Source organism: Pseudomonas sp. MH9.2 (assembly GCF_034353875.1).
In the GTDB taxonomy this organism is placed as follows: Bacteria; Pseudomonadota; Gammaproteobacteria; order Pseudomonadales; family Pseudomonadaceae; genus Aquipseudomonas.
The window spans coordinates 1,282,107-1,306,415 of the sequence record NZ_CP133784.1 but is presented as its reverse complement, the minus strand read 5'-3'; the positions used below and the strand labels follow the sequence as shown (position 1 = coordinate 1,306,415).

Below are 24,309 nucleotides of genomic sequence, written 5' to 3'. Positions count from 1 at the left end.
AAACCGACGGAGTCCTAATAATGAAGAAACTCATGCTTCTCGGCGCCTTGGCGCTGTCCGTGTTGGCACAGCCGACGTTCGCTGATGAAAAACCATTCAAAATCGGTATCGAGGCTGCGTACCCTCCCTTTGCCTCCAAAGCCCCGGACGGCAGCATCGTTGGTTTCGATTACGACATCGGCAATGCCCTGTGTGAAGAAATGAAGGTCAAGTGCACGTGGGTCGAGCAGGAGTTCGATGGTCTGATCCCGGCGCTTAAAGTGCGCAAGATCGACGCCATCCTGTCCTCGATGTCCATCACTGAAGATCGCAAGAAGTCGGTTGATTTCACCAATAAGTACTACAACACGCCTGCACGTCTGGTCATGAAAGACGGCACCGTCATCAGCGCAAATCTCGCTGAGTTGAAAGGCAAGAAAATCGGCGTACAACGCGGTTCGATTCATGACCGTTTCGCCAAGGAAGTACTCGAGCCTCTGGGCGCCGAGATCAAGCCGTACGGCTCGCAGAATGAAATCTACCTGGACGTCGCCGCTGGCCGCCTTGATGGCACCCTGGCTGACGCGACCTTGCTGCAAGACGGTTTCCTCAATACCGACGCAGGCAAGGGTTATGCCTTTGCGGGCCCTGCGTTCACCGACACCAAATACTTCGGCGACGGCATCGGTATCGCTGTGCGTAAGGGCGACAAGGCTGATCTGGACAAGATCAACGCGGCCATCGCTGCGATTCGTGCCAACGGCAAGTACAAGCAGATTCAGGACAAATACTTCAATTTTGATATCTACGGCGAGTAAGTACATCGCGTAACACTCGCAATGGCGCTAGCAGCAGTGGCTCTGCACTTGTCTGGTTGGCGCCATTTTTCATTCTCATGCTTGAGGACCTGAATCATGTTGAAAGGCTACGGGGCTGTCATCCTCGATGGCGCATGGCTGACGCTGCAGCTCGCCTTGTCGTCTATGGCCCTGGCGATCGTCCTCGGTTTGATTGGCGTGGCATTGCGTTTGTCGCCGGTGCGCTGGCTGGCCTGGTTGGGTGACCTGTACTCCACGGTAATTCGCGGGATTCCGGACCTGGTCTTGATCCTGCTGATTTTCTATGGCGGCCAGGCTCTGCTCAACCGTATTGCACCGTTACTCGGTCATGACGACTACATTGACCTGAACCCGCTGCTGGCCGGTATCGGTACGCTGGGTTTCATCTTCGGTGCGTACCTGTCGGAGACCTTTCGGGGTGCGTTCATGGCTATATCCAAGGGCCAGGCTGAGGCGGGCATGGCGTACGGCATGAGCAGCTTCAAAGTGTTCTTCCGGATTCTGGTGCCACAGATGATTCGCCTGGCGATCCCCGGGTTTACCAATAACTGGCTGGTACTGACCAAGGCCACTGCGCTGATTTCCGTGGTCGGTCTGCAAGACATGATGTTCAAGGCCAAGCAGGCAGCAGATGCTACCCGCGAACCCTTTACTTTCTTCCTGGCAGTGGCGGCGATGTACCTGGTGATCACCAGCGTTTCGTTACTCGCCCTGCGTTATCTTGAGAAGCGCTACTCGGTAGGCGTAAGGGCGGCTGATCTATGATCTTCGACTACAACGTCATTTGGGAAAGCTTGCCGCTGTACTTCGGTGGTCTGCTGATCACCCTCAAGTTACTGGCCATTTCCCTGGTATTCGGTCTGCTCGTCGCTTTGCCGTTGGGCCTGATGCGCGTGTCGAAACAGCAGTGGGTCAACATGCCTGCCTGGCTGTACACCTACGTGATTCGCGGCACGCCGATGCTGGTACAACTGTTTTTGATCTACTACGGGCTGGCTCAGTTTCAGGCCGTGCGCGACAGTGTCTTCTGGCCATGGCTGTCCAGTGCGACGTTTTGCGCCTGCCTGGCTTTCGCGATCAATACCAGCGCCTACACCGCCGAAATCATTGCCGGCAGCTTAAGGTCGACACCGGCTGGCGAGATCGAAGCGGCCAAGGCCATGGGCATGTCGCGCTCGAAAATGTACCGGCGGATTCTGCTGCCCTCAGCTTTGCGCCGGGCGCTGCCGCAGTACAGCAATGAAGTGATCATGATGCTGCAGACCACCAGTCTGGCGTCCATCGTGACCTTGATTGACATCACTGGCGCGGCGCGTACGGTCAACGCTCAATACTACTTGCCGTTCGAGGCTTACATCACCGCCGGCGCGTTCTACCTGTGTCTGACCTTTATTCTCGTGCGACTGTTCAAGATGGCCGAACGTCGCTGGCTGGGCTACCTAGCCCCACGCAGGGCCTGAACCATGCAACGTATCGATCATTCATTGCCGTGGAGCAGCCTCGGCACCGAGCGTCAGTTGAGCGTGTTCCGATTCGGTAGCGGCGAGCGCAAGGCCTATATTCAGGCCAGCCTGCACGCCGATGAATTGCCGGGCATGCGCACAGCCTGGGAGCTGAAAAAACGCCTGATGCAACTCGAAGAGCAAGGGATGCTCAAGGGTGTCATCGAGTTGGTGCCAGTGGCCAATCCCATTGGCCTGGGGCAGTTGCTACAAGGTGCTCATCAAGGACGTTTCGAGTTTGGCAGCGGCAAGAATTTCAACCGTGATTTTCCCGAACTGGGCGCGTCGGTGGCCGAGCTGCTGAAAGGCCAGTTGGGCGATGATCCGCATGCCAATACCCGCCTGATCCGTCAGGCAATGACCTTCGTTCTGGACGCGTTACCGGCGCCGGGCAGCGAGTTGCAGGGGCTGCAGCGTTTACTCCTGAGCCATGCCTGTACCGCCGATGTGGTGCTGGACCTGCATTGCGACGCCGAAGCGGCGCTGCATATGTATGCCTTGCCGCAGCACTGGCCGCAGTGGCGGTCGCTGTCGGCGCACTTGAACGTGAGCGTCGCCTTGCTGGCGGAGGAGTCTGGCGGCAGCTCCTTTGATGAAGCGTGTTCGCTGCCATGGTTGCGTCTGTCACAGATTTTTCCTGAGGCGCAGATATTGTTGGCGTGTCTGGCCACGACCCTTGAATTGGGCGGGCAAGCCGACACCGGCAGGGATGAGGCTCAGGCACACGCCGAAGGCATTCTGGCGTTCCTTGCCGAGCAGGGTTTTATCGGCGGTGACTGGCCGCAACCTGCATACGAGGCGTGCGAAGGGATGCCGTTCGAAGGCACGTACCTGCACTTTGCGCCCCATCCCGGCGTAGTGACTTATTTGCGCCGCGCAGGCGTATGGGTTGACGTCGGCGAACCGTTGTTCGAAGTCATCGATCCCTTGTCCGATCGGGTCAGTACGGTGTGTGCCGGCACGTCCGGCGTGCTGTATGCAACTGAACGGCTACGTTACGCCCAACCTGGTTTCTGGCTGGCCAAAGTGGCAGGGCGTACACCGCTCCGCCACGGGCGCCTGCTCAGCGACTGACTGACTGTTTTGTGAGAACCGAAAGCATGAACAAACTGGAAGTCCAAGACCTGCATAAACGCTATGGCAGTCATGAAGTGCTCAAGGGTGTTTCCCTGACGGCCAAGGCTGGGGACGTGATCAGCATCATCGGCTCCAGTGGCTCGGGTAAAAGCACCTTTCTGCGCTGCATCAATCTGCTCGAACAGCCCCATGCAGGCAAAATCCTGCTGAACAACGAAGAGCTGAAGCTGGTGGCAAGCAAGGATGGCGCCCTGAAGGCCGCTGACCCCAAGCAGCTGCAGCGCATGCGTTCGCGCCTGTCGATGGTGTTCCAGCACTTCAATCTCTGGTCACACATGACGGCCCTGGAAAACATCATCGAAGCACCGATCCATGTGCTCGGCATGTCGAAAAAGGACGCGCTGGAAAAGGCTGAGCACTACCTGGCCAAGGTGGGTGTCTCGCACCGCAAGAACGCTTACCCAGGGCATATGTCCGGCGGGGAGCAGCAGCGTGTTGCGATTGCCCGTGCATTGGCGATGGAGCCGGAGGTCATGCTGTTCGATGAGCCGACTTCTGCGCTTGACCCGGAACTGGTAGGCGATGTGCTCAAGGTGATGCAGGCGCTGGCACAGGAAGGCCGGACCATGGTGGTGGTTACCCATGAAATGGGCTTTGCTCGTGAAGTGTCGAACCAGTTGATTTTTTTGCACCAGGGTGTGGTGGAAGAGCAGGGCGATCCTCGTGAAGTATTGGTCAACCCTCAGTCTGAACGGCTTCAGCAATTCTTGTCCGGCAGTCTGAAATAATCTAAACGTTTTAACGATGCCTTACGCACCAAAACAGGTCATGATTCGGCCCTCTTGATTCATGACCTGGTTTCACCTTAATAAAGATCGAGCGCACTGATGCTCGACCCACAACCGCGAAACGTTTCGGACTGTACGCCATGATTGCCCATCGAATTGGTTTCCTGATTTGGCCCAGCACTAAAGCCATGACGCTGGCGCTGGCCGAGGAAGCCTTGCGTGTTGCACAGCGCGTCCATCCAGAAGTGCTTTACGAATTATTGTTCTTGCAAGCTGAGCCGCCGGTCGAAGGCGCCTGGCAATTGCCCGGCGAGCCTTGGGCCGGGCGTCTGGAAGGTTGTCAGAAGCTGTTTCTGCTGGCCGATGAGCCGCCGGCGCAAATGACGTCGGTGTTGAGCAGTGCGCTCAAACAATTGGTGCGTGCCGGGTGTGTGATCGGTGGTTTATCCGCCGGTGTTTATCCACTGGCCCAGCTCGGTCTGCTCGACGGTTATCGTGCTGCGGTGCACTGGCGTTGGCAGGATGATTTTGCCGAGCGTTTTCCGAAAGTGATCGCCACCAGTCATCTGTTCGACTGGGACCGTGATCGTCTGACCGCGTGTGGCGGTCTTTCGGTGCTTGATCTGCTGTTGGCGGTGCTGGCGCGTGATCATGGCGCCGAGCTGGCGGGCGCTGTGTCGGAAGAACTGGTGGTAGAGCGCATCCGCGAGGGTGGCGAGCGTCAGCGTATTCCGCTGCAAAACCGTTTGGGCTCCAGCCATCCGAAGCTGACTCAGGCTGTGCTGCTGATGGAAGCCAATATAGAAGAGCCGTTGACCACTGACGAGATAGCCCAACACGTGTGTGTTTCACGTCGGCAATTGGAGCGGATCTTCAAGCAGTACCTCAATCGTGTCCCAAGCCAGTATTACCTGGAGCTGCGCCTGAACAAGGCACGACAGATGCTGATGCAGACCAGTAAGTCGATCATCCAGATCGGCTTGTCCTGCGGTTTTTCATCAGGACCGCATTTTTCCAGCGCCTACCGCAACTTCTTCGGCGCCACCCCGCGCGAAGACCGCAACCAGCGCCGCAGCAGTAGCCCGTTCGAGTTGTCATCGGTGCCTTCCGAGCGCGGGTGATTTGTTGCTGATGGCCCCTTCGCGAATGAATTAGCTCCCACACGTTGCGTAGATATCCTGCGGGGATTCATTCGCGAAGGCGGCATGTCAGACACACCACTAAAACGTTTAAACTGCTTTTTTCCGACGCTATATGTCGCATTGCCGAAAGCCACGGAAAAACACGGTTTGGCGTTGTAACAAGTTGTCGCTTGGCGGCAAGGCCAGACCGAAATCAGTCCTTACAATCCTCCCATCGCTTGCCAGTTTCAGGCAGGCGTTCCTCTTCAGGAGACTCCGATGTCCGTTGAGCATGCTCAGGTGCAACGCACCGATTTCGACCAGGTGATGGTCCCTAACTACGCGCCTGCGGGTTTTATCCCCGTGCGCGGTGCGGGTTCCCGAGTGTGGGATCAATCGGGCCGCGAACTGGTCGATTTTACCGGCGGGATCGCCGTGAATGTGCTTGGCCATGCCCACCCGGCGTTGGTCAGCGCCTTGACCGAGCAAGCCAATAAGCTGTGGCATGTCTCTAACGTATTCACCAACGAACCCGCTTTGCGTATGGCGAAGAAGCTGGTTGATGCCACGTTCGCTGATCGTGCGTTCTTCTGTAACTCGGGTGCCGAAGCCAACGAAGCGGCTTTCAAGCTGGCGCGCCGAGTAGCATTTGACCTGTACGGCACGGAAAAATACGAAATCATTGCCGCGATCAACAGCTTCCACGGTCGCACGTTGTTCACCGTGAACGTGGGCGGCCAGTCCAAGTATTCCGATGGCTTCGGTCCGAAAATTACGGGGATTACCCACGTTCCGTACAACGATCTGGATGCATTGAAAGCAGCCATTTCCGACAAGACCTGTGCCGTGGTACTGGAGCCGGTTCAGGGCGAAAGTGGCGTAATTCCTGCCGAATTGGCGTACCTGCAAGGCGCTCGCCAGCTGTGTGACGAACACAATGCACTGCTGGTGTTCGATGAAGTGCAGACCGGCATGGGCCGCACAGGTGAACTGTTCGCCTACATGCACTACGACGTGACCCCGGACATCCTCACCAGCGCCAAGAGCCTGGGCGGCGGTTTCCCGATTGCCGCGATGCTCACCACCGAAGCGCTGGCTAAGCACTTGACCGTCGGCACCCACGGCACCACCTATGGCGGCAACCCGCTGGCGTGTGCGGTGGCCGAAGCGGTGATCGATATCGTCAACACCCCGGAAACCCTGGCGGGCGTGAAAGCCAAGCGCGAACTGTTCAAGACCCGTCTTGAAGCCATCGGTGAGCAATACGGCGTATTCACTCAGGTGCGTGGCCTGGGTCTGCTGCTAGGTTGCGTCCTCAGCGATGCCTGGAAAGGCAAGGCCAAAGACTTCTTCAACGCCGCTGAAAAAGAAGGCGTGATGGTCCTGCAAGCCGGCCCCGATGTTGTCCGTTTCGCACCGAGTCTGGTGGTGACCGAAGCCGATATCGACGAAGGGCTGGACCGTTTCGAGCGTGCCATCGCCACCTTGACTCAGGCTTGATGAACGGTTGATACACAATGCTGTACCCCGGCGTTGGCCATAAAGGCCGGCACCGGGCTTCTTTCTCGTACTGGGTGGGCTTTTGTAGGCCACGCGGTAATTTTTTCTGCGCTGACTGATGTCGGCCTGTTTTTCTGGTAAGGAGTGACACCATGCTGGTGATGCGCCCCGCGCAAATGGCTGATCTGGGCGAAGTACAGCGTCTGGCTGCAGACAGCCCGATTGGTGTCACTTCCCTGCCGGATGATGCCGGTCGTTTGACTGACAAAATCGCGGCTTCGGAAGCATCGTTTGCTGCTGAAGTCAGCTTCAACGGCGAAGAGAGCTATTTCTTTGTCCTAGAAGACAGCGAAACCGGGCGGCTGGTCGGCTGTTCGGGGATCGTCGCTTCGGCGGGGTATTCCGAGCCTTTCTACAGTTTCCGAAATGAGACCTTCGTTCATGCGTCGCGTGAACTGAAGATCCATAACAAGATTCATGTGCTGTCGCAGTGTCACGACCTGACCGGCAACAGCCTGCTGACCAGTTTCTATGTGGTGCCTGAGTTGGTCGGTACAAACTGGTCGGAACTCAACTCTCGTGGACGACTGCTGTTTGTCGCCAGCCACCCGGAGCGTTTTGCCGATTCGGTGGTGACGGAAATCGTTGGCTACAGCGATGAACATGGCGACTCGCCATTCTGGGATGCCATCGGGCGCAACTTCTTTGACCTGAACTATGCCGAGGCCGAGCGCCTGTGCGGCCTGAAAAGCCGGACATTCCTCGCCGAACTGATGCCGCATTACCCCATCTACGTACCGCTGCTACCCGATGCCGCGCAAGAGGCCATGGGCCAGGTTCACCCGCGCGCACAGATTACTTTCGACATCCTGATGCGCGAAGGTTTCGAGACCGATCACTACATCGACATCTTCGACGGTGGCCCGACTTTGCATGCGCGAGTATCCGGCATTCGTTCGATTGCCCAGAGCCGAGTGGTGCCCGTGAAAATGGGTGAAATGGGCAAGGGTGGACGACTGTATCTGGTTGCCAATGGCCAGTTGCAGGACTACCGCGCCGTGCTCCTGGAACTCGATTGGGCGCCGGGAAAACCGGTGAACTTGAGTCTGGAAGCTGCCGAGGCCCTGGGCGTCGGCGAAGGTGCCAGCGTACGCATTGTTGCGGTTTAACAGATCCGGCCATTCAGTGTCTGGTTTGCAGGTTTAGCGAGATTCGCGGGCTCCCAAGGGCGTCCGGTTGAGGAGATAGCATGATCGTTCGTCCCGTACGCAGCAGCGACTTACCGAAGCTGATCGAGCTGGCGCGCACCACAGGTCCAGGCCTGACGACGCTGCCAGCCAATGAAGAGCGCCTGGCGCATCGGGTCGGCTGGGCCGAGAAAACCTTTCGCGGCGAGGCCGAGCGTGCCGACGCGGACTATCTGTTCGTCCTCGAAGACGATGACGGTCAGGTGGTGGGGATTTCTGCCATCGCAGGTGCTGTGGGTCTGCGTGAGCCCTGGTACAACTACCGTGTCGGCCTGACGGTCAGCGCGTCTCAGGAATTGAAGATCTATCGTGAAATTCCGACGCTGTTTCTGGCCAACGACCTGACCGGAAACTCCGAGCTGTGCTCACTGTTCTTGCGCAGCGACGCCCGCACCGGCCTTAACGGTCGCTTGTTGGCCAAGGCGCGATTGCTGTTCATTGCCGAATTCCCGAAATTATTCGGCAACAAGATCATCGCTGAAATGCGTGGCATGTCCGACGCAGCGGGACATTCACCGTTCTGGGAAAGCCTGGGTCGGCACTTCTTCAAGATGGAATTTAGCCAGGCTGATTACCTGACGGGCGTGGGTAATAAGGCGTTCATCGCCGAGCTGATGCCCAAGTTCCCGCTGTACACCTGCTTCCTCTCCGAAGAGGCACGCAACATCATTGGTCGTGTACATCCCGACACCGAGCCTGCGCTGGCAATGCTGAAAAGCGAAGGCTTCAGCTATCAGGGCTATGTCGATATTTTCGACGCCGGCCCTGCTGTGGAATGCGAAACCTCGAAGATCCGTGCCGTGCACGATAGCCAGGCGTTGGTGCTGTCTGTCGGTACGCCGGGCGATGACGCCACGCCATTCCTGATTCACAACCGCAAGCGCGAAGACTGTCGCATCACCGCCGCGCCTGCACGGTTAGCTGCTGGCACATTGGTCGTCGACCCTCTGACCGCAAAGCGCCTGCAATTGAGCGCAGGCGATCAAGTTCGTGCGGTGCCTTTATCCGCTGCAAGGGAGGCTATCTGATGAGTACGCTTTATATCGCGGGTGCCTGGCAAGCCGGGCAGGGCGAGCGTTTTGAGTCGTTGAATCCCGTCACTCAGCACGTGGTGTGGACCGGGCAGGGCGCAACGGCCGCTCAAGTCGATGAGGCTGTGCGGGCTGCGCGTCAGGCATTTCCAGCCTGGGCCAAGCGCTCACTGGACGAGCGAATCGCGGTGCTGGAAGCGTTTGCCGCGAGCCTGAAAACCCATGCGGACGAACTGTCCCATTGCATCGGTGAAGAAACCGGTAAGCCGCTCTGGGAGTCGGCCACCGAAGTTACCAGCATGATCAATAAAATCGCTATTTCGGTGCAGAGCTACCGTGAGCGCACCGGCGAGAAGAGCAGCCCGTTGGGCGACGCCACCGCTGTGCTGCGCCATAAGCCTCACGGCGTGGTAGCAGTCTTTGGTCCCTACAACTTTCCGGGGCATTTGCCGAACGGGCATATCGTTCCGGCGCTGCTGGCGGGCAACGCCGTACTGTTCAAACCCAGCGAGCTGACACCCAAAGTCGCTGAGTTGACGGTCAAGTGCTGGATTGAGGCCGGGTTGCCAGCGGGTGTATTGAACCTTTTGCAAGGTGCGCGGGAAACGGGCGTTGCGTTGGCGGCCAATCCTGGGATCGACGGTTTGTTTTTCACCGGGTCCAGCCGTACCGGTAACCTGTTGCACCAACAATTCGCCGGGCGCCCGGACAAGATACTGGCCCTGGAAATGGGCGGTAATAACCCGCTGATTGTCGATCAGGTCGAAGACCTCGATGCGGCGGTCTACACCGTGATTCAGTCGGCGTTCATCTCCGCCGGACAGCGTTGTACCTGTGCCCGCCGTTTGCTGGTGCCTGAAGGCGAGTGGGGCGATGCCTTGCTTGCGCGTCTGGTAGCCGTCACCGCCACGATTGAAGTCGGCGCGTTCGATCAGCAACCAGCACCCTTCATGGGTTCGGTGATTTCTTTGGGGGCTGCGCGTGCTTTGCTCGACGCTCAGGAACATCTGCTGGCCAATGGCGCCGTGGCGTTGTTGGAAATGACCCAGCCACAGGCGCAGTCAGCCTTGCTGACGCCAGGGATTCTGGATGTCAGCGATGTCGCTGATCGCCCCGATGAGGAGCTGTTCGGGCCGCTGCTGCAAGTGATCCGCTATGCTGATTTTGATGCGGCCATTGCGCAAGCCAATGCCACCCAATACGGGTTGGCTGCGGGTTTGTTGTCGGACTCTGAAGCGCGTTATGAGCAGTTCTGGCTGGAGAGCCGTGCCGGTATCGTCAACTGGAACAAGCAATTGACCGGCGCTGCCAGCAGTGCGCCGTTCGGTGGCGTGGGGGCTTCGGGTAACCATCGCGCCAGTGCGTATTACGCGGCCGACTATTGCGCGTACCCGGTGGCTTCGCTGGAAGCGCCTCGTATCAGTTTGCCGGCAGCGTTGACACCGGGGATACGTCTCTCATAACCGTAGGAGCTGACTCGTAACTACGCGTCCCGCTGCGATCTAGTGCGGAACGCTAGCAAAAATAGTGAATGCACTATCGCTGGAAGGTCGTTCCGACCTTATCGCAGACAAGTCAGCTCCTGCAGTTGATCGAGCTTGCTGCGCGACAGCGCGGCGTCGGAGATGGAGCAACTCTCCTACAGAAATCCCGGAACTTACGCCAATAACAACAGATCCATGGAGCCTCGCCGATGAAATCATATGAAGTCAACTTTGACGGTTTAGTGGGTCCGACCCATAACTATGGCGGTTTGTCCTACGGCAACGTCGCGTCCCAGAGCAACAGTCAGCAGTTTTCCAATCCAAGGGAAGCGGCGTTGCAAGGTCTGGCGAAGATGAAGGCCCTGATGGAAATGGGCTTCACCCAAGGCGTGCTGGCCCCGCAGGAGCGCCCGGATGTGGCTGCACTGCGCTCTTTGGGTTTCAGTGGCAGCGACGCGCAAGTGATCCAGCAAGCCGCCAAAGACGCCATGCCGTTGTTGGTCGCCAGTTGCTCGGCATCAAGTATGTGGGTGGCTAACGCTGCCACGGTCAGCCCGAGCGCCGACACGGCTGATGGTCGGGTGCATTTCACTGCGGCCAACCTCAATTGCAAGTACCACCGCAGCATCGAACACCCGACTACCACCCGCGTATTAAAGGCGATGTTCGCTGATCAGCAGCACTTTGCCCACCACGCGGCGTTACCTGCTGTGGCGCAATTTGGCGATGAAGGCGCCGCCAACCACACTCGTTTTTGCCACGACTATGGCCAAGCGGGCGTTGAGTTTTTTGTGTTTGGGCGCAGTGCATTCGACACCCGTTACCCGGCGCCGCAGAAGTACCCGGCGCGGCAAACCCTGGAAGCTTCGCAGGCTGTTGCGCGCTTGCACGGTCTGAGCGAAGACGGTGTGGTCTTCGCCCAGCAAAACCCGGCGGTTATCGATCAAGGGGTATTCCACAACGACGTGATCGCAGTGGGCAACGGCGAGCTACTGTTCTATCACGAAGATGCATTCCTCAATACCGAACACATGTTGGCTGAACTTCACGACAAGCTGGGGCGACGCGGCGGGCGCTTCCGTGCGATCTGCGTACCACGTGCTGAAGTCGCGGTCGAAGACGCGGTGCGTTCCTATCTGTTCAACAGCCAGTTGTTGTCCCGTGCCGATGGCTCAATGCTGCTCATCGTCCCGGAAGAGTGCCGAGGCAACGAGCGCGTCTGGCAGTATTTGCAGCGATTGATCGCTGACGATGGCCCGATCACTGAAGTGAAAGTCTTCGATCTCAAGCAAAGCATGCAGAATGGCGGTGGTCCGGCGTGCCTGCGGCTGCGGGTCGCACTCAACGAAACCGAGCTGGCGGCAGTCAATCCAGGGGTTATCATGACGGCGCCCTTGTACGACACGCTGACCCAGTGGGTCGAGAAGCACTACCGCGATCGAATGAGCGAAACCGACCTGACCGATCCCGGATTGTTGCTTGAATGCCGTGCGGCACTGGATGAACTGACGAAAATCCTTAAACTGGGCTCGGTTTATCCCTCCCAAATCAATTGAAAGTACGCGCCCTTGAAGAGGGGCGCGCGATTTCCCTCTCTAAAGAGCACCCGATTATGAGCGACACCCTGCAGTTGATCCTTGAAGACACCGACGGCACCCAGCTGGAGACCTCTTGCACCCGTGTTGCGGTCATGTGGCAAGGCAAAGAGCTGTGGATTCAGCACGATGGCCGTGGTCAGTTGCTGATTGGCGTCGATGTTGAAGAGGGTGACGCCGAATACGCTAACCTGCTGTTACGTCCTTTGGCGACCAACCTGGTCAGCCTGCAACTGGAAATGGAACCGGCAGACGTCGGTGATGAAGAGCACGTTCACGGTCCTGACTGCGCCCACGATCACTGAAATACCACGCCCGCTCAATAAGGAGCACGACGTATGCTCGCTCTCGGCAAGCTGCTTGAACTGACCCTGGCTGGTCATGAACCAGCGGAAAAGACTCAACTGACTGTCGAAGGCGTGCGTATGCGCTGGATGAGCGAAGGGGCGCTTGAAGTCCGTCCGCCTGCAGCCCGGGACAATGGCATGGACTTGCTGTTGTCCGCCGGGATTCACGGCAACGAAACCGCGCCTATCGAGCTGTTGGACCAATTGATTCGTGACATCGCACGCGGCGATCTGAAACCGCGGGCACGTATTTTGTTCCTGTTCGGCAACCCCGTGGCCATGCGTCGCGGGGAGCGTTATATCGAGCAGGATGTGAACCGGTTGTTCAACGGACGCCATGAACAGACCAGCGGCTTCGAGGCTTTACGGGCTTGCGAGCTGGAGCGTCTGGCGGCCAGTTTCTTCAGTCTGCCGGATCGTTATCGGTTGCATTACGACCTGCACACAGCCATTCGTGGTTCGAAGATCGAGCAATTCGCGCTGTATCCGTGGAAGGAAGGTCGTCAGCGCTCGCGCCTTGAACTGGCGCGCTTGCAGGCGGCGGGGATGGAGGCAGTGTTGCTGCAAAACAAGGCATCTATCGTCTTCAGTTCTTACACCTACGACAAGTTAGGTGCTGAGTCCTTTACCCTGGAATTGGGTAAGGCGCGGCCGTTCGGGGAAAACCAACAGGTCAATCTACAGTTACTCGAAAAGCGTCTCAAACACATGATCGAAGGCACGGAACCAGCGTTTGACGATCAGCCACTCAACGGTTTGCAGCTATTCAGCGTTGCCCGTGAAATCATCAAGCACAGCGATGCGTTCAAGCTGAACTTGCCTGCGGACATCGAGAACTTTTCGGAACTGGACCAAGGCTTTCTGTTGGCCAATGACTTGGCCGATACCCGCTGGGTCGTTGAAGAACAGGGCGCACGTATCATCTTCCCTAACCCCAAGGTCAAGAACGGCTTGCGCGCTGGCATTCTGATTGTGCCCAGTAACGGCGAAGAATTGGCTTGAAGCCAAAGGATCTGTAACTGACTTGTTTGCGACCCCGCCTTTCGCAGACAAGTCAGCTACCTAGACCCAGTTTGTTGCGCGAAGCGCTGCTGATTAAACCGCGACGCGCTGTTGCGGCTCGGTGCGACGCAAGCTGCGCAACTTGTTCACGGTGTCAACACAGGTTTTTGCAGCTTCTGCGCCTTTCAGCACGAAATGCTCGAAGAAGAACTTTTGGTGTTCGTCACCGGCATGAAAGTTATGCGGCGTGAGGACCACGGAAAATACCGGGATTTCCGTTTCCAGCTGCACTTGCATCAACGCACTGACAACCGATTGAGCGACGAACTCATGGCGATAAAGACCGCCGTCGACCACCAGGCCGGCCGCGACAATGCCTGAGTAACGTCCGGTTTTGGCCAGCAGCTTGGCGTGCAAAGGGATTTCAAACGCGCCGCCGACTTCGAAGAAATCGATATCGCTCTCGGCGTAGCCATGGTTTGCCATTTCAGCGACAAAACCATTACGACTCTGATCGACAATATCCTTGTGCCAGCAGGCCTGGATAAAAGCGATGCGCTCGTTAGGGTGGCTTTTGCTTTTGCTATCGATTGAGGTGAGTTGCATCTGTTCTGACTCCTGTTTATAAAAAAAACAGGGCGCTTTGGATCGAATGGGATTCAAGGGTACGTCGAGATCATGGCCAGAATGCAAAAGTGTTCATGGCGATGCGCACGATACGGCCCTTTGGTGCCAATCCCGTTCTCTCTTCATCCGGACTATGACCGTCGGCCCCGGAATCACACCGGGTCTGCTGACCTTGTCAGGGCGGGAGCCGAAGCATCCTGCACCACAAGCGCTCGCGGGCTAAACGCATTTTGCGTTATTACCGCCGGTGGGGAATCACACCCCGCCCTGAGAACGTTGCCGACAGCATCTTCTGCCGGCGCGCATTTTTTATCATAGTTTTCTCGAGTATGCATGGACACTTTAGTCAGGGTGTCCTGACTTTTTCTTATATCGAAGTGGTCGGTTCATGAAGTGTGACCTTGAATAAAGTACTCAATGGCCTCAGTAATGAGTGATCGCAGGACTGTTCTTGCGTTCACTGTCCGGGTTTTGAACATCTCATGGAGCTCTATCGTGACGGTAATTGATCTGCGCAGTGACACCGTGACCCAGCCCACGGCTGGAATGCTCGACGCCATGTCGCGTGCGCCGTTGGGCGATGACGTGTATGGCGAGGATCCGACTGTGAACCGTCTCGAGGCGCATCTGGCCGGCCAGCTCGGGTTTGCGGCGGGTCTGTTTGTACCCAGCGGTACCATGAGCAATCTGCTCGGTTTGATGGCTCATTGTGGGCGCGGCGATGAATACATCGTCGGCCAACAAGCGCATACCTATAAATATGAAGGCGGCGGGGCCGCGGTATTGGGCTCGATTCAGCCGCAACCGCTTGACGTCCAGGCGGATGGTTCGCTGGATTTGAATCAGGTGTTGGCTGCGATCAAGCCTGATGATTTCCATTTCGCCCGTACCCGACTTCTGGCACTGGAAGACACCATGCAGGGCAAGGTTTTACCTCTGTGGTACCTGGCTGCCGCTCGAGCCTTGTGTGATGAGCAGGGTCTGGCCTTGCACCTGGACGGCGCGCGCGTGTACAACGCGGCGGTGAAGCTGGGGGTTGATGCCAAAGAAATCACCCAGTACTTTGATTCTGTCTCGGTGTGCCTGTCCAAAGGCTTGGGTGCCCCGGTCGGCTCAGTGTTGTGCGGCACGACCGAACTGATTGGCAAGGCCCGTCGTTTGCGCAAGATGGTCGGGGGCGGCATGCGTCAGGCCGGGATTCTCGCTGCTGCCGGGCTGTATGCGTTGGAGCACCACGTCGAGCGATTGGCCGATGACCATGCCAATGCCCAATTTCTGGCCGAAGGCTTGCGTAGGCTGGGTTATCAGGTCGAACCGGTACAGACCAACATGGTGTACGTGCAGGTCGATGATCGGGCTGAAGCGCTCAAGGGTTTTTGCGCTGAACGGGGCATCAAGCTCAGTGCCGCAGCGCGCTTGCGGATGGTTACGCACCTGGATGTATCGCGTATTCAGATCGAACAGGTCGTGGCAGCATTTGCCGAGTTCGCTAAAGGGTGATGTTGCCGACGATCCAATTGCTTGTTTCTATCGTACAAACACGCTGTACCGACGGCGCAACGCCTATATAATGCGGCCCTTTGCAAGTCGCACCCTCGTTTAACACTTTGCACTTGCCTCTGGCCGCCGTCTCCGTGGAAGAATCTATGAAAAGCGCAGAAATCCGTGAAGCCTTCCTTCGCTTCTTCGAAGAGCAAGGTCACACCCGTGTAGCCTCCAGCTCTTTGATTCCGGGCAATGACCCCACCCTGCTGTTTACCAACGCGGGGATGAACCAGTTCAAGGATTGCTTCCTGGGTCAGGAAAAGCGCGCCTACACCCGTGCGGTCAGTAGCCAGAAATGCGTGCGTGCCGGTGGTAAGCACAACGACCTGGAAAACGTCGGCTATACCGCTCGTCACCACACGTTCTTCGAAATGCTGGGTAACTTCAGCTTTGGTGATTATTTCAAGCGCGATGCCATCACCTACGCCTGGACCTTCCTGACCGGTGTGTTGAACCTGCCCAAGGAAAAGCTTTGGGTCACGGTCTACGCCAGCGATGACGAAGCTTACGATATCTGGACCAAGGAAATCGGGGTACCGGTCGAGCACATGGTGCGTATCGGCGACAACAAAGGCGCGCCGTACGCCTCCGATAACTTCTGGACCATGGGCGATACCGGCCCTTGCGGTCCGTGCACCGAGATTTTCTACGATCACGGCGCCGACATCTGGGGTGGCCCACCGGGCTCGCCGGAAGAAGACGGTGACCGTTATATCGAGATCTGGAACAACGTGTTCATGCAGTTCAACCGCACTGCCGATGGCGTGCTGCATCCGTTGCCAGCGCCGTCGGTGGACACCGGCATGGGCCTGGAGCGGATCAGTGCCGTGCTGCAGCACGTGCATTCGAACTACGAGATCGACCTGTTCCAGAACCTGCTGGTCGCTTCAGCCAAGGCCATCGGTTGCAGCAACGACATGCAGCCTTCGCTCAAAGTCGTGGCAGATCACATCCGTTCTTGCGGCTTCCTGATCGCCGACGGTGTGCTGCCGTCCAACGAGGGCCGCGGTTATGTGCTGCGCCGGATCATTCGTCGCGCCTGCCGCCATGGCAACAAGTTGGGCGCCACAGGCAGCTTCTTCTATCAGATCGTTGGCGCGCTGGTCGCGGAAATGGGCAGCGCTTTCCCGGAATTGACCGAGCAGCAAGCGCACATCGAGCGCGTGCTCAAGGCTGAAGAAGAGCAATTCGCCAAGACCCTGGAGCAGGGTCTGAAGATCCTCGAGCAGGATCTGGCTGAACTCAAAGGCAGCGTGGTGCCGGGTGATGTGGTGTTCAAGCTGTATGACACCTACGGTTTTCCGATGGACCTGACCGGTGACATCGCCCGCGAACGTAACCTGACCCTTGATGAGGAAGGTTTTGAGCGCGAAATGGACGCCCAGCGCGTGCGCGCTCGTTCGGCCAGTTCGTTTGGTATGGACTACAACAGCCTGGTCAAGGTTGATGAGCCCACGCGCTTCATCGGTTATACCGCTACTCGCGCTGTCGCCAAGGTGATTGCGCTGTATAAAGACGGCCAGGCGGTCGAGCAATTGAGCGAAGGCGAAGAGGGTGTTGTGATCCTCGATCAGACGCCGTTCTATGCCGAATCCGGTGGTCAGATTGGCGACTGCGGTTATCTGTCGGCGGGTGCCGTGCGTTTCGACGTACGTGACACCACCAAAACCGGCGGCGCTTTCCTGCACCACGGCGTCCAGGCTGCAGGCAGTCTTAAAGTGGGTGTCGAACTCAATGCAGAGGTCGATGCCGAGGTTCGCCACGCCACATCCCTGAACCACTCGGCGACGCACTTGCTGCACGCCGCGTTGCGTCAGGTACTCGGTGAGCATGTACAGCAGAAAGGGTCGCTGGTCGACAGTCAGCGCCTGCGTTTTGACTTCAGCCACTTTGAAGCGATCAAACCGGAGCAGTTGAAAGCTCTGGAAGACATCGTAAACCGCGAAGTGCGCAAGAACTCCCCGGTCGAAACCGAAGAAACCGATATCGAGACTGCCAAGAAGAAAGGTGCCATGGCGCTGTTTGGCGAGAAGTACGGCGACAACGTGCGCGTACTGAGCATGGGTGGCGATTTCTCGGTCGAGCTGTGTGGTGGTATTCACGCCAATCGCACCGGCGACATCGCGCTGATGAAAATCATCAGTGAAGGTGGCGTTGCAGCAGGCGTTCGACGTATCGAAGCGGTCACTGGCGCTGCGGCGCTGGCCTACCTCAACGCGGCGGAAGACACACTCAAGGAAGCCGCGACGCTGATCAAGGGCAGTCGCGACAACGTGCTGGACAAGCTCTCGGCTGTACTGGAGCGTAACCGCCAGTTGGAAAAACAACTCGAACAATTGCAGGCCAAGGCGGCCAGTGCTGCGGGCGATGATCTGTCGTCCTCTGCGCTGGATGTCAAAGGGGTAAAAGTCCTCGCCGTGCGCCTTGACGGTCAGGATGGTAAAGCCCTGTTGGCGCTGGTTGATCAGTTGAAGAACAAGCTCGGCCGCGCAGTGATCCTGCTCGGCAGTGTCCATGAAGATAAGGTCGTACTGGTTGCAGGCGTAACCAAGGACCTGACTGGCCAACTCAAAGCCGGTGATTTGATGAAGCAAGCGGCCGCTGCCGTAGGCGGTAAAGGCGGTGGTCGTCCTGATATGGCTCAGGGTGGTGGTGTTGATGCCGGTGCACTGGATGCAGCGCTGGCGTTGACCGTACCCTTTGTCGAGCAGGGTGTTTAAATCGTCCACCAGGCCTGCCGCCTGACGGCAGGCTTTGGCGCTTTGATGGGTTTGAATGTTTAATGGGCGCCCTTCACGGGCTGAGGCTGCTTTGAGATGGCTTTGATCGTACAGAAATTTGGAGGCACCTCCGTTGGCTCTGTCGAGCGAATCGAGCAGGTGGCCGACAAGGTTAAAAAGTTCCACGATGCAGGCGTCGAGCTGGTGGTTGTGTTGTCAGCCATGAGTGGCGAGACCAATCGCCTGATCGGATTGGCCAAGCAGATCAGCGATCAACCGGTTCCGCGTGAGCTGGATGTGATTGTGTCCACGGGCGAGCAAGTGACCATTGCCCTGTTGGCCATGGCCTTGATCAAGCGTGGCGTGCCAGCGGTGTCCTACACCGGCAATCAGGTACGTATCCTGACCGACAGCGCACACAACAAGGCGCGTATCCTTCAAATCGACGATCAGAAGATTCGTGCCGATCTGAAGGCGGGCAGGGTAGTCGTTGTCGCCGGTTTCCAGGGTGTCGATGAGCACGGCAATATCACCACCCTCGGTCGCGGTGGTTCGGACACGACCGGCGTGGCCCTGGCGGCTGCGTTGAAAGCTGACGAATGCCAGATTTATACCGACGTCGATGGCGTTTACACCACCGACCCGCGTGTGGTGTCGCAGGCTCAGCGTCTGGACAAGATCACTTTTGAAGAGATGCTGGAAATGGCCAGCCTCGGTTCAAAGGTGCTGCAGATCCGTGCGGTCGAGTTTGCTGGCAAGTACAACGTTCCACTGCGCGTTCTGCACAGTTTTCAGGAGGGTCCGGGCACCCTCATTACCATTGATGAAGAGGAATCCATGGAACAGCCGATCATTTCCGGTATCGCCTTCAACCGTGATGAAGCCAAGCTGACCATCCGTGGCGTGCCGGATAACCCAGGGGTGGCCTTCAAGATTCTGGGCCCTATCAGTGGCGCGAACATTGAAGTGGACATGATCGTGCAGAATGTCGCGCACGATAACACCACCGACTTCACGTTCACCGTGCATCGCAACGACTATCAGGCAGCCTTGCTGGTGCTGGAAAACACGGCGCGTGAAATTGGCGCTCGTGAGGTTGTCGGTGATACCAAGATTGCCAAGGTGTCGATCGTGGGTGTGGGCATGCGTTCGCACGCGGGTGTCGCCAGCCGTATGTTCGAATCGCTGGCCAAGGAAAGCATTAATATCCAGATGATTTCGACGTCTGAAATCAAGGTGTCTGTGGTTATCGAAGAGAAATACCTGGAGCTGGCAGTGCGTGCGTTGCACACCGCTTTTGAATTGGACGCTCCGGCCCGACAGGGCGAGTGATGCGTTGCCCGAAAGGCGCGGTTTATCCGCGCCTTTCGTTTTTTTGATCTGCGTAGGAAGGCTGTTCTTTTCTTTGCGCTAGTCAATACTCAGGTGTAGGTCTATTGCTCATTTTGTTGTAGGCCAATGCTGTTTTAGCTTTGCAGACTGTTGTCCCTGAAAGTAGTGCGTGAGGAGAAAAGTATGTTGATTCTGACTCGTCGGTGCGCAGAAAGCCTGATCATTGGTGATGGTGAAATCACAGTGACCGTGCTCGGCGTTAAAGGTAATCAAGTACGAATCGGTGTCAATGCCCCCAAAGAGGTGGCTGTTCACCGTGAGGAAATTTACCTGCGCATCAAGAAAGAGAAGGACCAGGAACCAAGCCATTAATTTTTATTGAATTTTTGGCTTTGCAAACGGGGGAAAGGCGGTTATTATACGCCCCGTGTTGCGGAGAGGTGGCCGAGTGGCCGAAGGCGCTCCCCTGCTAAGGGAGTACACCTCAAAAGGGTGTCGGGGGTTCGAATCCCCCCCTCTCCGCCATTATTTATGTAGGGCGTTGTAATCTGGCTTGAGCGGTAAGTGTTTGAATTTACTCGTAAAAGTGCTTGACAAAATGATTAAACGATCTATAATGCGCGGCAACAAATGCACTCGTAGCTCAGCTGGATAGAGTACTCGGCTACGAACCGAGCGGTCACAGGTTCGAATCCTGTCGAGTGCACCATTTAAAGGGTTGTTTGCAGTGATGTAAGCAACTTGCTTCAACCAGCGGTGGTCTGGTTTATCAAACGCCAATTGCACTCGTAGCTCAGCTGGATAGAGTACTCGGCTACGAACCGAGCGGTCACAGGTTCGAATCCTGTCGAGTGCACCAAACACCAAAAAGCCCGCATTTAATGCGGGCTTTTTGCTTTCTGACGTTTGCCCTTTACGCATCCGTTCTCGTCGAATACAACCTGATTGCTGCGGCCCTTCTTTTCGTTGTAGTGATAACGGGTCTCTCCGTTTCTTTCGGCTATTTTATCCGGCTTGCCCAGTGAGCTTTCTACGTCCCGAAAACTCATGCCTGCACGGACTCGCTGATTGATGATCGCCCGCCGCCGTTGTTCGCCACTCACTTGATTTTCGCACCCGTCGTCTCTCTGGCCGACAACTACCAGTTCTTTGTGTGCTCGGCGATTGTCCGGCGGCGCCAAGACCTGTCTTGAGGAAGGCGTAGATTCAGGCAGCAGATGGACTACGTTGCCTGGTGGTGCGTTGTAGGTGCTTTGCAGGTGCGTGCTGTGACCGCTAGGGCAGCCCTGGTACGTGAAGGTGATATTCCCTTGGGCGTCTTCGCAGCGTTGAACGGTTGTGGCCAGCGTTGGCAGGGGAAAGTAGAGCAGGGTGAGCAAGAGGGTCGTTCGAGCAGTGGCGGGCATTCAGCGTCCTCCGTGACGGCTGTATTCAAGGCTAGCCCATGCTTATTTGGCAGAGTGCGTACTTTCTTCTCGAGATGTAACGTCGTACATGTATTGATTCAATTTTGTCGCGCGAGCGCTTGTTCTTGCCTAGGTTTTGTAGCGTGTGGTGCTTTCAAGCGGTGTATCATTGCGCCCGTCAGCCCCGTCGGGGCTTGTGGAATACTTCCATGGACTTACCCAGTAGTTACCCTGAATTACGTTTTACCAATCATGAATTGACTGATTGATCTCCCGGGCGTGCTCCGCTGCTGGGGGTGGAGTTCGCCTATGACCGAAATAGAAGTAAAAAAAACACAAGAAAGCCTGCAAGATCGCCTCGCTCAAGTCGTTGAGCTGCTGCATCGTCAGCGGGTGGTCGAAGACCTGACTCACCGTCAGGAAGGTCAGCATCATGACCGCGTAGAAAACCTCGTTCACCGGCAGAAACTCGTCGAGTTGCAACGCAAACTCGATGACCTTCACTCCGCCGACGTCGCTTACATCCTCGAAGCCTTGCCTCTCGCAGAGCGTCTGACTGTCTGGCAGTTGGTAAAAGCCGAGCGCGACGGCGATATCCTTCTTGAAGTTTCCGATTCTGTCCGTGAAACACTGATCGCCGACATGGACGATCATGAGCTCCTGGCGGCTGCCAGAGAGATGGATGCCGACGAACTGGCCGACCTTGCACCTGAATTGCCGCGTGACGTTGTTCATGAGCTCATGGAGTCTCTCGATAGCCAGCAGCGTGAGCGCGTACGGTCTGCTTTGTCTTACGACGAGGAGCAGGTCGGTGCGCTGATGGACTTCGAGATGGTGACGATCCGTGAGGATGTCAGCCTTGAAGTAGTATTGCGTTATCTGCGTCGCCTCAAAGAGTTGCCTGGGCATACCGATAAACTGTTCGTGGTTGATTACGACGGTGTGCTCAAGGGTGTGCTGCCGATCAAGCGTCTGTTGGTCAACGATCCCGATAAGCAGGTGGCTGCGGTGATGGCCAGCGATCCGGTGAGTTTTCATCCGGATGAAGATGCCTACGACGCAGCTCAAGCCTTTGAGCGTTATGACCTTATTTCCGCGCCGGTGGTGGACAAGAATGGCAAGCTGATCGGGCGTCTGACCATTGATGAAATGGTCGACCTGATCCGAGAAGAAAGTGAAAACGAAGTCCTCAACATGGCGGGTTTGCGTGAAGAAGAAGACATCTTCGCCTCCGTCTGGAAGTCCTTGCGCAACCGTTGGGCCTGGCTGGCGATCAATTTGATCACTGCCTTTATCGCTTCGCGTGTCATCGGTTTGTTTGAGGGCTCGATCGAAAAACTGGTAGCGCTGGCGGCGTTGATGCCGATCGTTGCCGGGATCGGCGGTAACTCCGGTAATCAAACCATTACCATGATCGTCCGGGCCATGGCGCTGGACCAGGTCAGTACCGGTAATACATCGCGCCTGATGCGCAAAGAACTGGCGGTCGGGCTGATCAATGGCGTGATATGGGGTGGCGTTATTGGGGTGGTGGCTTACTTGCTGTACGGTAGTTGGTCGCTGGGCGTGGTCATGACCTCCGCCATGACGCTCAATCTGTTGCTTGCGGCGCTGATGGGGGTTCTGATCCCGATGACGCTGACGCGTCTGGGGCGAGATCCGGCCATGGGGGCGAGTGTGATGATTACTGCGGTGACGGACAGCGGAGGGTTCTTTATCTTTCTGGGGTTGGCGACGGTCTTCTTGCTTTGAATACGACTAATAAAAAACCGCCGGAAGGCGGTTTTTTTTAGCTTGAAAAAGAGGTGCTACAACGATCCGATAATAAAAATATCGATAAAAAAGCCAGCTAAATGCTGGCCTGAATATCTTGATCTCGCTGTCAGGACTCGTCGTCGGCAGCGTTGTCCGTATCGTGAGCAATCAGCGAAACAAGTGCGTTTTGCTGGCGATGAGAAAGTTGACGGAAGCGCTGCAGTAATTCGCGCTCATGCAAGGACAGTTCCGGGCTGTCGAGACGCAGGCTTGGCTCGTCGCCCAGCGCGCCTTCTTGAATCAAGCTCTGCTCAAGGCGAGCAATGATCTCGGAGTTCATGCTGCGGTGATGATTTTTGGCAACCTCATACACGCGGTCACGCATGCCATCAGGTAGTCGTACTACGAACTTGTCAGCCGTGCGGCTGGAATAAGTAGCCTGTTTCATAGGGCTCATATATTTAACCGGTTAGTTCAGAGGGAGCGGTTTTAGCAATTGGCCGCAAGATGTCATGTTGTGACAGCCTTTTTGGGCAAATGTTCAACCTGAATGTCAAAGAGGTCAGCATCATGCCCGACTTTTGCCAGTTCCTTGGCGCCAATTATGTGACAAATATTGAGCTTGGTAAAGGCGATTAGCCAGTACCAATTATCAGAATTGCGGGCTGCTTTGCAAAGTATTCGTGCTGCCGACGCTCCGAAAGTCCTGTTTTTGGCCGATTCGGGCGTCGTGTTGTGCGCGACAGGCTTCTCATGAGCGTAGAGCGGTTTGATCGATTTTCCAGGGGCTACGGGTAAATCAAGCAAATGAAGAGGGGGGGAGATGTTTCTGAGCCTGCGCGCGGGTCAAATGATCCTTAGGGTAGCGGCTGCCTCCTTGCCTTTACAGAGGGATGCAGAGAGGCAAGAGGGTTAGCGCAGCAGCGGGTCGAATTTGATTTTTCGGCCGACGACCAGCGCCACAATGAAAAGCACGATAAACAGGCCACTGGCGATTTTAAGCAAAGAGCTCATGGCATTCGCATCCAGCGGAAGTAGCATATCGATGACGATTGCCATCAATGCCAGAACCAGAAATGACAGTGCGGATTTTGACATGGCAGTTCTCGTAGGGATTGATACCGGAAAAAATCGGGCGACTAAAAAACCCAACGTTCGGAACGATCAAACGACAGCGGCATGGCGTCATTGCTGTCATTGGTGAGCATAGCTCTGTTTGAGGACTGGTCGGTCATCACTGCGAAATGCGAAGCCTGTTGCATAAGGTGGTGTGTCTGTACCTGAGCACTGATCTGTTCATCGTCGCTGCTGTTGCCTTGAAACTGAAATGTCACCAGCGCGACGAGGGCAGCGGCATTGAGGAATGAAAGGGCAATGTTCATATTAAGTACCTCCACCTGAAACTTTTTACA

General features: G+C 56.6%; 23 protein-coding genes, 3 tRNA genes and 1 riboswitch. Of the genes, 21 read left to right on the top strand and 5 right to left on the bottom strand.

The genetic code is table 11. The features are described from left to right. The first annotated feature begins 20 nt into the window (after positions 1-20). The 13 genes from RHM55_RS06025 to astE all read left to right on the top strand — a co-directional run bounded on the left by RHM55_RS06025 (position 21) and on the right by astE (position 13,512). Positions 21-797, top strand: coding sequence for an ABC transporter substrate-binding protein (locus RHM55_RS06025; protein ID WP_322180203.1), 777 nt, complete (start codon positions 21-23; stop codon positions 795-797). A gap of 96 nt (positions 798-893) precedes the next feature. Then, positions 894-1,583 (top strand): ABC transporter permease, encoded by a 690-nt coding sequence (locus tag RHM55_RS06020; RefSeq protein WP_322180201.1) that lies wholly within the window; start codon positions 894-896, stop codon positions 1,581-1,583. Continuing rightward, the gene (locus RHM55_RS06015; RefSeq protein WP_322180199.1) at positions 1,580-2,278 is read left to right on the top strand and encodes an ABC transporter permease; all 699 of its coding nucleotides are present in this window, start codon (positions 1,580-1,582) and stop codon (positions 2,276-2,278) included. The genes RHM55_RS06020 and RHM55_RS06015 overlap by 4 nt, the downstream gene beginning before the upstream one ends. A gap of 3 nt (positions 2,279-2,281) precedes the next feature. Next, a complete protein-coding gene (locus RHM55_RS06010; RefSeq protein WP_322180197.1) occupies positions 2,282-3,394 on the top strand; it encodes a succinylglutamate desuccinylase/aspartoacylase family protein in 1,113 nt (370 codons plus the stop codon). Positions 3,395-3,420: 26 nt separating this feature from the next. Further along, positions 3,421-4,185: an ABC transporter ATP-binding protein gene (locus RHM55_RS06005; protein WP_322180194.1), complete on the top strand. Its 765-nt coding sequence runs from the start codon at positions 3,421-3,423 to the stop codon at positions 4,183-4,185. Between the two features lie 140 nt (positions 4,186-4,325). After that, the gene (argR, locus tag RHM55_RS06000; RefSeq protein ID WP_322180192.1) at positions 4,326-5,306 is read left to right on the top strand and encodes a transcriptional regulator ArgR; all 981 of its coding nucleotides are present in this window, start codon (positions 4,326-4,328) and stop codon (positions 5,304-5,306) included. 279 nt (positions 5,307-5,585) lie between these two features. Further along, entirely contained in the window at positions 5,586-6,806 is a 1,221-nt protein-coding gene (locus RHM55_RS05995) for an aspartate aminotransferase family protein (RefSeq protein WP_322180190.1), read from the top strand. Positions 6,807-6,958: 152 nt separating this feature from the next. Continuing rightward, positions 6,959-7,975: an arginine/ornithine succinyltransferase subunit alpha gene (gene aruF, locus RHM55_RS05990; RefSeq protein ID WP_322180187.1), complete on the top strand. Its 1,017-nt coding sequence runs from the start codon at positions 6,959-6,961 to the stop codon at positions 7,973-7,975. 80 nt (positions 7,976-8,055) lie between these two features. Beyond that, positions 8,056-9,081 carry an arginine N-succinyltransferase gene (gene astA, locus RHM55_RS05985; RefSeq protein ID WP_322180184.1) on the top strand — a complete coding sequence of 342 codons (1,026 nt, stop codon included), beginning with the start codon at positions 8,056-8,058 and terminating at the stop codon, positions 9,079-9,081. Then, positions 9,078-10,547: a succinylglutamate-semialdehyde dehydrogenase gene (astD, locus tag RHM55_RS05980; protein ID WP_322182760.1), complete on the top strand. Its 1,470-nt coding sequence runs from the start codon at positions 9,078-9,080 to the stop codon at positions 10,545-10,547. Before astA ends, astD begins: the two co-directional genes overlap by 4 nt. Positions 10,548-10,777: 230 nt before the next feature. After that, positions 10,778-12,124, top strand: coding sequence for an N-succinylarginine dihydrolase (gene astB / locus RHM55_RS05975; RefSeq protein WP_322180182.1), 1,347 nt, complete (start codon positions 10,778-10,780; stop codon positions 12,122-12,124). 56 nt (positions 12,125-12,180) lie between these two features. Then, positions 12,181-12,468, top strand: coding sequence for a topoisomerase II (locus tag RHM55_RS05970; RefSeq protein WP_219064507.1), 288 nt, complete (start codon positions 12,181-12,183; stop codon positions 12,466-12,468). A 33-nt stretch (positions 12,469-12,501) separates the two neighbouring features. Next, the gene (astE, locus tag RHM55_RS05965) at positions 12,502-13,512 is read left to right on the top strand and encodes a succinylglutamate desuccinylase (protein ID WP_322180180.1); all 1,011 of its coding nucleotides are present in this window, start codon (positions 12,502-12,504) and stop codon (positions 13,510-13,512) included. A gap of 93 nt (positions 13,513-13,605) precedes the next feature. Here the strand turns inward: astE and RHM55_RS05960 are convergent, their stop codons facing one another. Continuing rightward, positions 13,606-14,118 (bottom strand): 6,7-dimethyl-8-ribityllumazine synthase, encoded by a 513-nt coding sequence (locus RHM55_RS05960; protein ID WP_322180178.1) that lies wholly within the window; start codon positions 14,116-14,118, stop codon positions 13,606-13,608. Positions 14,119-14,248: 130 nt separating this feature from the next. Then, positions 14,249-14,418, bottom strand: a riboswitch (FMN riboswitch). 216 nt (positions 14,419-14,634) lie between these two features. On the opposite strand from RHM55_RS05960, the gene ltaE reads away from it, so the two are divergent. The 7 genes from ltaE to RHM55_RS05925 all read left to right on the top strand — a co-directional run bounded on the left by ltaE (position 14,635) and on the right by RHM55_RS05925 (position 20,595). Next, complete coding sequence (ltaE, locus tag RHM55_RS05955) at positions 14,635-15,639, top strand: low-specificity L-threonine aldolase (protein ID WP_322180176.1); 1,005 nt, start codon at positions 14,635-14,637, stop codon at positions 15,637-15,639. Positions 15,640-15,785: 146 nt separating this feature from the next. After that, on the top strand, positions 15,786-18,404 hold the full coding sequence (alaS, locus tag RHM55_RS05950; protein WP_322180174.1) for an alanine--tRNA ligase: 2,619 nt from the start codon (positions 15,786-15,788) through the stop codon (positions 18,402-18,404). Between the two features lie 96 nt (positions 18,405-18,500). Next, complete coding sequence (locus RHM55_RS05945) at positions 18,501-19,736, top strand: aspartate kinase (RefSeq protein ID WP_322180171.1); 1,236 nt, start codon at positions 18,501-18,503, stop codon at positions 19,734-19,736. Positions 19,737-19,919: 183 nt separating this feature from the next. Further along, a complete protein-coding gene (csrA, locus tag RHM55_RS05940) occupies positions 19,920-20,108 on the top strand; it encodes a carbon storage regulator CsrA (RefSeq protein WP_020290522.1) in 189 nt (62 codons plus the stop codon). Between the two features lie 62 nt (positions 20,109-20,170). After that, positions 20,171-20,261, top strand: a tRNA-Ser gene (locus RHM55_RS05935). A 107-nt stretch (positions 20,262-20,368) separates the two neighbouring features. Continuing rightward, positions 20,369-20,445: transfer RNA gene (locus RHM55_RS05930), tRNA-Arg, on the top strand. Between the two features lie 73 nt (positions 20,446-20,518). After that, positions 20,519-20,595 (top strand) — tRNA-Arg (locus RHM55_RS05925). A gap of 19 nt (positions 20,596-20,614) precedes the next feature. On the opposite strand, the gene RHM55_RS05920 is transcribed toward RHM55_RS05925, so the two are convergent. Further along, on the bottom strand, positions 20,615-21,142 hold the full coding sequence (locus tag RHM55_RS05920; RefSeq protein WP_407074657.1) for a cell envelope protein SmpA: 528 nt from the start codon (positions 21,140-21,142) through the stop codon (positions 20,615-20,617). Positions 21,143-21,451: 309 nt separating this feature from the next. Here RHM55_RS05920 and mgtE point away from each other — a divergent pair, with 309 nt between their 5' ends. Then, positions 21,452-22,894 (top strand): magnesium transporter, encoded by a 1,443-nt coding sequence (gene mgtE, locus RHM55_RS05915; protein WP_322180168.1) that lies wholly within the window; start codon positions 21,452-21,454, stop codon positions 22,892-22,894. A 130-nt stretch (positions 22,895-23,024) separates the two neighbouring features. Here the strand turns inward: mgtE and RHM55_RS05910 are convergent, their stop codons facing one another. The 3 genes from RHM55_RS05910 to RHM55_RS05900 all read right to left on the bottom strand — a co-directional run bounded on the left by RHM55_RS05910 (position 23,025) and on the right by RHM55_RS05900 (position 24,279). Then, entirely contained in the window at positions 23,025-23,354 is a 330-nt protein-coding gene (locus RHM55_RS05910) for an Arc family DNA-binding protein (protein ID WP_322180166.1), read from the bottom strand. 455 nt (positions 23,355-23,809) lie between these two features. Further along, positions 23,810-23,995, bottom strand: a complete 186-nt coding sequence (locus RHM55_RS05905) for a PA3371 family protein (protein ID WP_219060380.1) — start codon at positions 23,993-23,995, stop codon at positions 23,810-23,812. A gap of 41 nt (positions 23,996-24,036) precedes the next feature. Further along, on the bottom strand, positions 24,037-24,279 hold the full coding sequence (locus RHM55_RS05900; protein ID WP_322180164.1) for a hypothetical protein: 243 nt from the start codon (positions 24,277-24,279) through the stop codon (positions 24,037-24,039). Positions 24,280-24,309: the final 30 nt, after the last annotated feature.